This window comes from Pectobacterium versatile, from assembly GCF_003932035.1.
GTDB classification, from domain to species: domain Bacteria; phylum Pseudomonadota; class Gammaproteobacteria; order Enterobacterales; family Enterobacteriaceae; genus Pectobacterium; species Pectobacterium versatile.
In genome coordinates, this window is the sequence record NZ_CP034276.1 from 39,150 (window position 1) to 51,200 (window position 12,051).

Sequence of the window (12,051 nt, forward strand, 5' to 3'; positions counted from 1 at the left end):
GCTACAGTGAAAATCCTACGATTACTTCAGGAGGTCACTGCCATGCTGTATATCTTTGATTTAGGCAATGTCGTCATAGATATTGATTTCAATAGAGTATTGGGTGTCTGGAGTAATCTGAGCAGCGCGCCGCTCGCGACGTTGCAAGAGCGTTTTGTCATGGGCGAGGCGTTTGAACAGCATGAGCGGGGTGAGATCAGCGACGAGGAATTTGCCACCAGACTGTGCCAGGAAATGGGCATCGCCCTGAGCTTCGAACAATTCACCGCTGGCTGGCAGGCTATTTTTGTCGCGTTGCGTCCTGAGGTTATCGACATCATGCAGCGCCTGCGTCAGGAAGGGCACCGCGTGGTGATTCTGTCGAATACTAATCGTCTCCACTGTTCACACTGGCCTGCGCTATTCCCAGAAGTGGCGACGGCGGCCGACAAGCTCTACCTGTCGCAAGATATTGGATTACGTAAGCCGGAATTGGCGATTTATCAATATGTCCTGACAGAGGAAGGCGTTCCGCCTGCGCAAGCCGTCTTTTTTGACGATAATGCCGCGAACGTCGATGCGGCACAAAGCCTGGGCATTCACAGCATTCTGGTGACCGATCGTCAGGTGGTGCCGGATTTTTTCGCCATGCAGGCGACGACGGCTAAAGCATGATTTATATCGCAGGGGCGGACACAGCCCCTATTGGGAATGATAACATCAGGAGTAGTTGGGTTTTATGATTGCGCTAATTCAACGAGTATCCAGCGCCAGCGTTACGGTAGAAGGCAGTGTGGTTGGGGAAATCGATAAAGGTTTACTGATCTTGCTGGGCGTTGAGCAGGGCGATGACGAACAAAAAGCCACGCGACTTTGCGAACGTGTATTGGGTTACCGCATATTCGGCGACGATGACGGGAAAATGAATCTCAATGTTCGTCAGGCTGGCGGCAATGTGCTGGTGGTTTCGCAGTTTACGCTAGTTGCCGATACGCAGCGTGGCATGCGGCCTGGTTTTTCTCGCGGTGCGCATCCCTCAGAGGCCGATCGCCTCTATCAATATTTTGTCGGACAGTGTCGTGAGCAAGGCGTTCACACGGAAACGGGGCAGTTTGCGGCAGATATGAAAGTGGCATTGGTGAATGACGGCCCGGTGACGTTCTGGCTACAGACATAGCATTGTCGCGTCATCGGTCTGTAATGTCATGGTGTTGTAACGTGCTATTACCATTGCCGTTCTGCGTATAAATTTGCTTCAACAGTCTGATTTCATGAACCCTGATGCAATGAGGCATCTCGGTATAGAGGAAGGGTTATGTATCATTTGAGAGTACCTGAAAGCGCGGAAGAACTGGATGCGTACTATCAATTTCGCTGGGAAATGCTGCGTAAACCTCTGCATCAGCCTCTGGGCTCCGAGCGTGATGCCTATGATGCTCTGGCACATCACCAAACTGTGGTGGATGAACAGGGAAGGCTGGTTGCGATTGGGCGTCTTTCTATCAATGCGGATAATGAAGCGGCAATCCGTTTTTTAGCTGTTCACCCCGACGTCCGAGGGAAAGGGTTAGGTACGCTGCTTGCGATTACTCTGGAGTCAGTCGCGCGTCAGGAAAGCGTCAAGCGCGTGGTCTGTAGCGCCCGAGAAGACGCAATGGATTTCTTCTCCAAGCTGGGCTTTGTTAATCAGGGAGAGATCACCGCGCCACAAACCACACCCGTGCGGCACTTCTTGATGATTAAACCGGTGGCGACACTGGATGACATTTTGCATCGCCCTGACTGGTGCGGACAGTTGCAGCAGGCGTGGTATGAGCACATTCCCCTGAGTGAAAAAATGGGTGTGCGGATAAGCCAGTACACCGGAAAGCAATTTATTACCACTATGCCTGAAACAGGCAACCAGAATCCACATCACACGCTTTTTGCCGGCAGCATGTTTTCTCTCGCTACGCTCACCGGGTGGGGATTAATCTGGCTGTTGCTGCGTGAACGACACCTCGGTGGAACGATCATTCTGGCGGATGCGCACATTCGTTACAGTGCGCCAGTAAGTGGCCGACCGAACGCTATTGCTGATTTAGGGTCGCTGAGTGGCGATCTGGATCGTCTCGCGCGTGGGCGTAAGGCACGCGTGCAGCTTAATGTTGAACTCTTCGGTGATGACAATAAAGGGGCGTTGTTCGAAGGGGTTTATATCGTGCTGCCTGCTCAACCGGATGCACCGCTGGAAGAGGGCGGGTCAGTAGTGGATTAGCCCGAAGCTAGTCAAGCATGATAACGTTCTTCCCATCAATACATCACGTTACAAGTTAGTCAGCAGCACTTCGCCATAATAATACCCGTGATTCTCACTGGGTGATGTTGCTGACAAAGTCCATCGAGCGGGAGTAACGGATAGATCGTAAAGACGCTGCGAGTACGTCCATGTAAGCTCGGATTGCGCCATCCATGGCGCAAACGCTTTACTCTTCTATTCCGTTACTCCCGTTTCCATCCGGTAAATTGGTTTGTCAGCGGTCTGGCCCTGTGTTTTGAAAACGTAATAATTACGGCGTTTCTGTCACGGTTCCCTGATGCATTTGCTGTCTGATTGGGTGGTCGTTGCTATCCACACCTTGCAGCGTACCGCTTAGCGTCGGCTTAAGCGGTGTATCAGCGGCAAGTCGCCCATTTAACTGCAATTGCAGATTCGTGTTGCCTGTTGGTGCGGTTGCCGGTTCTGGCCATCCCCAACGCGTCAGAACATCCAGCGGTACGGCGCGTCCTGTCAGCGACAGGGAGAAATTGCGTGCCGGTTGCTGGTGGATCGTTGCCTTGGCATCCAGCATGCCATTTTGCGTAAATGCGCTAAGTTCGTTAATGGCGATCTGATTATCGTCGGCTACCAGTGCCATTGAAGGACGGCGCACATCGACTTTATTAAACGTCGCGTCGCTGGCATTAAGATTCAACGATCCTGTCCACATTCCCCACTGGTGGTTGCGAGCCAGCAGCAAATCGCTGCCGTAGCCATCCAATGCGGTTAGCTGAAAAGGGAAATCCGGGTTGATATCGATCAGCAGATTGCGGTTCGCCGTGAATTTTCGCACATTCACTTCTGCCAGCCATGATGGCAGGGGCGCTTGCCAGCGTTGACGCCAATCGCCAGGGAGCGTGTACTCCATCCCTGCGACAACAAATTCATTCAGCTGTAAACGGTGGTTACTACGCTGCCAACTGCCGTTGGTTCGCAGCAAGCCGCCTTCCCAGCGCGTAGAAAACTGCTTGATGTTAACGCCCGCCGGTGACAAATCCAGATTTACGATAGGGTCGATAAGGTGCATGTTGCCGTTCACAATGTCAGTCGCATTGAATGACAGCGTTCCCCCTTCGCTCTGCCAGTCATTCTGCTTAAACGTGACATTTTGTAGGGCAACATCAAGGTCAATAAACGCCCAACCCGGCCCTTCGATACGGGCATCAATCAGATCAAAGCGGTCAACCGTAACAGAAGGTAGTTCGGTAACGGGTTGCCAGAAGGCCTCCGGGGTTCTCTGCGTTTGCAAACGGACATTGCTGAGTCGCAGGCTACCGATCTGCCAGCTGCCATCTTCTGCGCGGCTGGCGCTGCCTGTTAGTTGCCCTTGAGCGACATCCGCGCCGAAATTGCTCAGAATCAGCTGGTTGTGGTTGATTTCGCCCTGAACCAAGACCTGACTGGCGGGAATATCGTTGAGTTCGAGTGAGCGGGCGCTGAGCTGGAACTGTCCCTGCTTACCCAGAAGATAGCCAGCCTCTGGCTGCCACGGCATTATTCCGCCGTTAATCTGTTGACCATTCAGACGCCAATCGCCGTCCTTTGCCTGCAGCGCCATGGTACGCAGCTGTAGCACATCGGCTTCGATAGGGAGTGTGGCGGCCTGTGAGGAAAGGTTTAGCGTGCCGCCTTCCAGCTCCAGGCTAGCGAAATGGCGCGGCTCGGTAATCTGGCGGGCGCTAAACCCGGCTGAAATCTGCTTTGCAGTGAGTGTCGGCGGCTGATTTTTCTGGCCAAAACTGACATCGGTGAGTTGGATATGATCGGCTGTTGACCAGTCATGATTAATTTTGCCCAGTGACAACTGGTAGTCGGTATTCTGGTTTACCCAATTACTTACCCAGCCTGCAGCCCAACTGGTTTGCAATAATACGTATACGACTACTAGCGCTAAAAAGGCCAGCAGCAGTAGGGTCAGCAATAATTTCCCGATAAATTTCATCGTGTCAGTCCATGCCAATCGTCAGGGAGAACTGTTCTTATGCCGTAATTTCCCTGAAGGCTCAATAGGTAATGCTGTTACAGACAGTAAAAAGCGAGCAGTGTTGCATCACCGCTCGCTTTTACATGAACTGAACTGAAATTATTGCGGGCTGGCGCTATTTTTCTTCGTGTGGGAAGACGATATTCAGCACGATTGCTGTAATCCCGCCAGCGGCGATACCGGAAGACAGTAATGTTTTAATCCAATCCGGTGCGAATTGCAGAATCAGCGGCTGCTGCGATACGCCAAGACCAACAGCCAGCGACAGCGCAATAATCATGATCGCACGACGATTCAGAGGCTCACGAGAGACAATGCGCACACCAGAAGCGGCGATCGTACCAAACATCACGATAGTGGCACCGCCCAGAACGGGCTCTGGAATATGCTGCACAAATCCGCTAACGGCAGGGAACAGCCCCAGCGCGATCAGCATCAGTGAAACCACGAAGCCCACATAGCGGCTGGCAACACCGGTAAGCTGGATGACGCCGTTATTCTGGCCGAAGCAAGAGTTAGGGAAGGTATTGAATACGGCAGAAAGGCAAGAGTTCAAGCCGTTTGCCAGCACGCCGCCTTTTAAGCGTTTCATGTACAGCGGGCCTCTGACCGGCTGCTCTGAAACGTCGGAGGTCGCGGTGATGTCACCGATGGTTTCTAACGATGTCACCATGAAGACCAGCATCAGCGGAATCAACAGGTTCCAGTCAAAGCCTAGACCGTAATGCAGAGGCGTAGGCACCATAATAATCGTGTCATTTTGAGCAGGGGCGCTTTCCGGCAGCATTCCCATCAACCAAGCACCCAGGTAACCCACCGCCATGGCAATCACCAGTGAGGCGACGCGCAGGTAAGGGTTACGTTGGCGGTTAAGCAGAATAATAACCAGCAGTACCGCCCCCGCTAATAGTAAGTTCTTGGGCGCGCCGAAGGTGTTATTACCCATTGCGGCATAGCCGCCGCCGATGGAGGTCAGGCCGACCTGAATCAGCGACAGACCAATGATCATCACCACAATGCCGGAAACCAGCGGGGTAATAATGCGGCGGGTTAAATGCAGGAAGCGTGAAAGAATGATTTCGGTGAAGGAAGCGACCATCAGCGTACCGAACAGGGCTGCCATCATCGTAGGAACATCAGCGCCGCCGTTTTTCAGCGCGAGTCCACCCATAATCAGCGGCGTCACGAAGTTAAAGCTGGTGCCCTGAATCGACAACAGACCAGAACCGACAGGGCCCCAGGTTTTAATTTGGAGAATAGAAGCCAAACCGGAAGCGAAAAGCGACATGCTGATGATGCGCTGCGTATCCTCAGCGGGTAGACCTAATGCCTGACAGATCAGTAGCGCGGGGGTAATCACCGCAACAAACATGGCAAGCAAGTGCTGGCTGGCAGCGAACAGCGTTTGCGGCAGCGGCGGTCTGTCTTCAAGATGATAGATGAGTTCACTGCGCTGAGGTGCGGCAGCGGCTTCTGTTTGGGACGTTTCCGTGGTGGTAGTCATGATGTAAGTTGGCGTTCCTGAAACGACAAAGAGCGCATTTTAATGATCTCTTTGCTGAAAGCAAACGTTTGCTAACTCATCTTTTTGATATGAATTTTGTCTGGCAAGCAAGACCTTATTATTTAAGGTGATACTTTTAAGAAAAATACAGAATGCGCTGCTGTGGTTAGGCGTTAGTGTAGCGTGCGCGCTCTGGTAGCCAGCGCTCGATTAGCGCAATGGCATGCTCGGGATAGTGCTCATGAAGATGGCGCGCAACGCGCTGTACCTGTGGAATGAGCTCCTGATCGCGCAGGAGGTCAGCGACTTTAAACTCGGCATTGCCTGTCTGGCGCGTGCCTAATAATTCACCCGGCCCGCGAATTTCCAGATCGCGCTGAGCGATGACAAAGCCATCGTTGCTGTCGCGTAGAACCTGAAGCCGCTTTTGTGCGGTCTTGCTCATCGGCGTTTTATAGAGCAGCACGCAGTGAGACGCCACTGCGCCGCGTCCCACGCGCCCGCGCAACTGATGCAGCTGCGCCAGACCCAGACGCTCCGGGTTCTCAATAATCATCAGGCTGGCATTGGGTACATCCACACCCACCTCGATGACGGTGGTCGCCACCAGCAGTTGCAGTTCGCCCTGTTTGAAGGCCTGCATTACTGCCTGCTTTTCCTGCGCTTTCATGCGACCGTGGACCAATCCGACCTTGAGATTCGGCAGGGCTGCCTTCAGTTCTTCGCTGGTGGCTTCTGCGGCCTGTGCTTCCAGGAGGTCGGATTCTTCGATCAGCGTACACACCCAATAGGCCTGTCGCCCTTCCTGCTGGCAAGCATTACTCACGCGTTCGATAATGTCGCTGCGGCGTGAATCCGGTATGGCAACCGTGGTGACGGGCGTTCTGCCCGGCGGCAGTTCATCAATGACGGATGTATCCAGATCGGCATAGGCCGTCATCGCCAGCGTACGGGGAATCGGTGTTGCGGTCATAATCAATTGATGGGCATGAAATCCCTGTTCTTCGCCTTTTTCCCACAGCGCAAGGCGTTGATGCACGCCAAAGCGGTGCTGTTCGTCAATGATGACCAATGCCAGCCCGTTGAATTTCACCTGCTGCTGAAAAATAGCGTGCGTCCCGACAACCATGGAAACCTGACCGTTGGCGATGGCATCCTGCTGCGCCTGACGCGCTTTCCCTTTTTGTTTGCCAGCCAGCCAGCCCACTTCAAGCCCTAGCGGTTCAAACCACTGACGGAAATTATGGGCGTGCTGTTCGGCCAATAGCTCTGTTGGTGCCATCAACGCAACCTGTTTGCCGTTGGCAATGGCGCGTAATGCTGCCAGTGCGGCGACCAGCGTTTTCCCTGAACCGACATCGCCCTGCACCAGACGCATCATCGGGAAGTCTTTCGCCATATCCGTTTCAATTTCGGCTACGACACGTTCTTGCGCCTGTGTGGGTTTGAACGGCAGGGCAGCGAGCAGCCGTTGCTTCAAACCGTCTTGCGCCTGTAGCGGCGAAGCTTTATGCCGCTGCTCCCCCGCTCGTACCGCGAGCATGCTCAAATTATGCGCCAGCAGTTCTTCCATAATCAGCCGCTGCTGTGCTGGGTGTTTCCCGTGCTCAAGCTCGCTGAGCTGCATATTCGGCGGAGGACGATGTAACGTGCGTAGTGCGTCCGGCAGGCTAATGAGCGATCGGCTTAGAGATTCAGGCAGCAGCTCATCGATGGGGTTTGCATCGAGCAACGCCAGCGCCTGATCGGTAAGTTTGCGGAGCGTCGCCTGACGAACGCCCTCTGTGGAGGGGTAAACCGGCGTGAGTGATTCCTGTAGCTCGACCTGCGTACTATCCCCCTGAACACGATATTCAGGATGGATGATTTCCGCGCCGATTTTGCCACGCTTGATTTCGCCATAAGCGGTAACGCGCTGTCCCGGTGCGAGGCTGTTTTTCATCGCAGCGCTGAAATTGAAGAAGCGCATGGTCAGCATGCCGCTGCCGTCGCTGATTTGGCAGGTCAACATGCGACGGCTGCCAAAGGTGATGTCATTGCGTAGGATTTCACCTTCCACGGTGGCATACATACCGGGGAGGAGGTCGCCAATAGGATAAAGATGCGTGCGGTCTTCGTAGCGCAGAGGTAAGTGCAGCAGGAGGTCCTGCACGGTTTCCAGCCCAAGTCGTGCGAGCTTCGCTGCCTGACTTGCACCCACGCCGGCAAGTGTACTCAGCGGTTGGGTGTTCAGCAGGCGGCCTTTCATCAGCACTCCGACGATTGCATCGCGGCCCACCACGGGGTATCCGCTACAATCTGACCCTGATGGTCAATATAAGGGCGAGGCAGTCCTTTACGTTTTGCGACGCGTGCCAGTACTGGATAGCCCCCTTCAAAAAGCAGGCGCTGCTGCTCTTCTTCATCAAGCGGGCTGTCTTCACGCTGGTACATACCGGCGATTTGGCGCTGGCGCTGGGCTTCATACAGGATTAACGCCGAGGCTACAGACACATTCAGCGACTGCACCATGCCAGTCATCGGAATGATGATATCTCGATCGGCCAGTTTGAGCGCTTCGGCTGTAATACCGGTTTTTTCTTGTCCAAGCAGAATACAGGTCGGGCGGGTGTAATCAATTTCCCGAAAATCGACCGCATGTTCAGACAAATTGGTCGCCAGAACCTGCATGCCTTCAGCCTTCAGGTGACCAACCGCATCACCTATGTTGCGATGGGTTTTAACCTGCACCCAGCTATTGCTACCTGCTGCGGAGGAGACCAGCGTTTTCATCCGGCTAGTGGGCCAAATCGCATGGACTTCATGCACACCGACGGCATCCGCCGTACGGATAACTGCAGAAACGTTATGAGGCTTATGCACCTGCTCCATGCAAATCGTCAGATCGGGCTGACGACAGTTGAGCATTTCTTTTATGCGTGCATAACGTTGAGGAGTCATGACGGTTAATTTCGGTTACGGTTAACTTTGATGACATCCGGCATCACGCGAATTTTACGCATAATATTGGCTAGATGAACGCGATCGAGGGTAGTGAGGCGGATGAAGACGCTGTATACGCGGCCGTCTCTCTCTTCCGTGTTGATGCTCTGAATATTGGAGTTTGCAGCGTTGATCGCGGCCGTCAGATTCGCCAGTGCGCCCTGATGGTTGAACATATCCACTTTTATTTCGGCGATGAACTCTTGTTCTGTCACCTTATCCCACTCTACCGCCATGAATTTTTCAGGTTCTTTCTGATAGCCGCGAATGTTGCGGCAGGATTCATGGTGAATAACCAGCCCTTTACCGGGGCTGACGTGGGCAATAATCGGGTCGCCAGGGATGGGGCGGCAGCATTTGGCAAATGAGATCATGACGCCATCTGCGCCCTTGATCGGCAACTTGCGCAGCCCGGTTGTGCCCAGTTCAGATTGTTCGTTCAGCAGATTTTTTGCTACAACGACGCTCATGGCATTACCCATACCAATTTCCGCCATCAGATCGTCCAGCGTGGCGAGCTTCATGCGCTCAAGCTCAAGCTGAATCGACTTTTCAGGGATGTCGGAGAGTTTGCGGCCATTGCCTAATGCATGGTTCAGCAAGCGGCGGCCGAGACTCACGGAATCATCACGCTTGAGGTTTTTCAGCATCTGGCGAATTTTGGAGCGCGCTCTGGAGCTAACCACAAAGTTAAGCCATGCGGCATTCGGTCTGGCGCCGGGTGCGGTAATAATTTCAACGGTTTGACCGCTGGTGAGCGACTGTGACAGCGGGTAAGGCTGGCGGTCGACGCGTGCGCCGACGCAGGCGTGGCCAATATCGGTGTGTACTGCGTAGGCGAAGTCGACGGGCGTCGCGCCTGCGGGGAGTTCCACAATACGGCCTTCTGGCGTAAAGACGTACATCTCATCAGGGAAGAGATCGGACTTAACACTTTCGATAAATTCAAACGAGCTACCGGCACTTTGCTGGAGTTCTAGCAGGCTTTGCATCCAGCGTTGGGCGCGTACCTGTGCGGTGGTGCTGCTTTCACCTTCTTTATAGGCCCAGTGCGCGGCGACACCCATTTCCGCCATTTGATCCATATCATCGGTGCGAATCTGCACTTCGACTGGCACGCCGTGCGGGCCAATTAGAGAAGTATGCAGTGACTGGTAGCCGTTGGCTTTGGGAATAGCAATATAGTCTTTTACTCGGCCTGGGCGGGGTTTATACAGGCTGTGAACCTGGCCTAGCACGCGATAACAGGTGTCCTGCTCTTTCACGATGACCCGAAACGCGTAAATATCCATGATGGAATGAAAACGCTGTTCTTTCAGGTGCATTTTGCAGTAGATGGAGTACAGGTGTTTTTCGCGACCGCTGACGCGGCAGGCAATCCCAGCTTCAGTCAAACGTCCTTCGATTTCCGACAGGATTTTCTGAATCATTTCCTTGCGGTTACCGCGTGCGGCCTTGACGACCTCTTTAATGACGCGATAACGGTTCGGATACAGCGCCTCAAAACCCAACTCTTCCAGCTCGGTTTTGAGGTGATGGATACCCAACCGGTGTGCCAGCGGACTGTATATTTCCAGCGTTTCGCGTGCAATACGGCGTCGCTTGTCCGGGCGCAATGAGCCCAGTGTGCGCATGTTATGGGTACGGTCTGCGAGCTTGATCAGGATGACGCGAATATCCTGCACCATTGCCATGATCATTTTGCGAAAGTTTTCAGCCTGCGCTTCTTTCTTATCGCGGAACTTCAGCTTGTCCAGCTTGGACACGCCCTCTACCAGTTCAGCAACGCTTTTACCGAAAAGCTGTTCCATGTCCTGATAGGTGGCGGGGGTGTCTTCTATGACATCATGCAGCAGTGCTGCCATCAGCGTTTCGTAATCGAGACGCATCTCCGCCAAAATACAGGCGACGGCAACTGGGTGCGTGATATAGGGTTCACCGCTGGAGCGAGTCTGCCCCTCGTGAGCATCACGTGCAACTAAGTAAGCCTGCTGTAAACGTTTGATCTGATCTTCTGGCAGATAACGTTGAATCAGCAGATTAAGGCTTTCGAAAATGTACAAGGGCGACTCGTGGTGTGATTAACGACGGCCTTCAGCAATCGCGGTAACCGCCTGAATCTCTGCGGCTTCCTGCTCTTGCTGTTCCTGACGGTCACGAACATCCAGAATCTGGTTGTTGATCAGACCTTCTTCGATTTCACGCAGTGCGATCACGGTGTACTTATCGTTTTCTTCAGGAACCAGCGGATCTTTGCCGCCAGTCTGGAGTTGACGGGCGCGACGAGCAGCGACCAACACCAGATCAAAACGGTTACCAATTTTCTCTACAGCGTCTTGAACAGTTACGCGTGCCATAATGTGCTACTCCACAGGAAATAAAATGACTGGGCATCATACTGAAAGAGGCGTCAGTCTGCCAATAGTTTGGTGATTAATGCATCATGCCGAACCTTTTGTCTGCTCAAACGCAGACGTTCGGCGCGAATAATGGTTTTTAGATCGAGCAGTGCCAGATCAAAATCATCATTCACAATCAGGTAATCATACTCGCCGTAGTGCGTCATTTCAGCCACAGCCTGAGACATACGACGGGCAATGACTTCATCGCTGTCTTGTCCACGGCCACGCAGGCGGCGAGCTAGCTCTTCTTTTGACGGCGGCAGAATGAAAATACTGCGCGCGTGCGGCATTTGAGCGCGGATTTGCTTGGCACCTTGCCAGTCGATATCCAGAAAAACATCAACGCCAGTCGCTAATACCTGCTCAATTGCTGGCCGAGATGTACCGTAGTAATTACCGAAGACCTCAGCGTGTTCCAGAAATTCACTGTTCTGAATCATACGCTTGAATTCATCGACTTCGACGAAGAAATAGTGTTCGCCGTGGTTTTCTCCCGGTCGTTTAGCTCGCGTGGTATGCGAAATCGATACCTGAGTGTCGTAAAGCGGCTGAGTTTTTAATAACGCCTGAATCAGGCTGGATTTCCCAGCTCCACTGGGAGCAGAAACGATATATAACGTGCCTTGAGCCATAATGAAGTTTTATTAACGGTTACGATGGTGAATGGTGATATGCAGCAGAAAAATGCGCATTTCCCCGCATTATACACGCCTATATGTCATCAGTCGCGCTGCGATAAATTCTCCGCTGACTGTTTTTTCGTTATGCCATCGGGAAAACGTTTTTCCAACGTTTCTTTTTTAGATTGCGAAGCACGTTCCCGTCTTTTTTATCGGTGCTGCAAACGATGAATCATCTTGCGGCGCGTTTGGCATTTCTCCTTTTTTCGCCTCGTATTTTC

General features: G+C 53.0%; 10 protein-coding genes. 3 read left to right on the forward strand and 7 right to left on the reverse strand.

The window, feature by feature from the left end:
• Nucleotides 1-42: 42 nt before the first annotated feature.
• From yihX to fabY, 3 genes are all read left to right on the forward strand, one after another.
• Nucleotides 43-654: a glucose-1-phosphatase gene (gene yihX, locus EIP93_RS00180; protein ID WP_039487454.1), complete on the forward strand. Its 612-nt coding sequence runs from the start codon at nucleotides 43-45 to the stop codon at nucleotides 652-654.
• Nucleotides 655-718: 64 nt separating this feature from the next.
• Complete coding sequence (dtd, locus tag EIP93_RS00185; RefSeq protein ID WP_010281657.1) at nucleotides 719-1,156, forward strand: D-aminoacyl-tRNA deacylase; 438 nt, start codon at nucleotides 719-721, stop codon at nucleotides 1,154-1,156.
• 138 nt (nucleotides 1,157-1,294) lie between these two features.
• Entirely contained in the window at nucleotides 1,295-2,236 is a 942-nt protein-coding gene (gene fabY, locus EIP93_RS00190; RefSeq protein WP_010298160.1) for a fatty acid biosynthesis protein FabY, read from the forward strand.
• 292 nt (nucleotides 2,237-2,528) lie between these two features.
• Here the strand turns inward: fabY and EIP93_RS00195 are convergent, their stop codons facing one another.
• From EIP93_RS00195 to gmk, 7 genes are all read right to left on the reverse strand, one after another.
• Nucleotides 2,529-4,220, reverse strand: coding sequence for an AsmA family protein (locus EIP93_RS00195; RefSeq protein ID WP_125232099.1), 1,692 nt, complete (start codon nucleotides 4,218-4,220; stop codon nucleotides 2,529-2,531).
• Nucleotides 4,221-4,377: 157 nt separating this feature from the next.
• The gene (locus EIP93_RS00200; RefSeq protein ID WP_039513320.1) at nucleotides 4,378-5,766 is read right to left on the reverse strand and encodes a nucleobase:cation symporter-2 family protein; all 1,389 of its coding nucleotides are present in this window, start codon (nucleotides 5,764-5,766) and stop codon (nucleotides 4,378-4,380) included.
• 166 nt (nucleotides 5,767-5,932) lie between these two features.
• Nucleotides 5,933-8,014: an ATP-dependent DNA helicase RecG gene (recG, locus tag EIP93_RS00205; protein ID WP_125232100.1), complete on the reverse strand. Its 2,082-nt coding sequence runs from the start codon at nucleotides 8,012-8,014 to the stop codon at nucleotides 5,933-5,935.
• Nucleotides 8,014-8,706: a tRNA (guanosine(18)-2'-O)-methyltransferase TrmH gene (gene trmH / locus EIP93_RS00210; RefSeq protein WP_095993239.1), complete on the reverse strand. Its 693-nt coding sequence runs from the start codon at nucleotides 8,704-8,706 to the stop codon at nucleotides 8,014-8,016. The genes recG and trmH overlap by 1 nt, the downstream gene beginning before the upstream one ends.
• A gap of 5 nt (nucleotides 8,707-8,711) precedes the next feature.
• Nucleotides 8,712-10,811 carry a bifunctional GTP diphosphokinase/guanosine-3',5'-bis pyrophosphate 3'-pyrophosphohydrolase gene (gene spoT, locus EIP93_RS00215; RefSeq protein ID WP_095701104.1) on the reverse strand — a complete coding sequence of 700 codons (2,100 nt, stop codon included), beginning with the start codon at nucleotides 10,809-10,811 and terminating at the stop codon, nucleotides 8,712-8,714.
• A gap of 18 nt (nucleotides 10,812-10,829) precedes the next feature.
• Entirely contained in the window at nucleotides 10,830-11,105 is a 276-nt protein-coding gene (gene rpoZ / locus EIP93_RS00220) for a DNA-directed RNA polymerase subunit omega (protein ID WP_103862855.1), read from the reverse strand.
• 53 nt (nucleotides 11,106-11,158) lie between these two features.
• On the reverse strand, nucleotides 11,159-11,782 hold the full coding sequence (gene gmk / locus EIP93_RS00225) for a guanylate kinase (RefSeq protein WP_095701105.1): 624 nt from the start codon (nucleotides 11,780-11,782) through the stop codon (nucleotides 11,159-11,161).
• Nucleotides 11,783-12,051 lie beyond the last annotated feature (269 nt).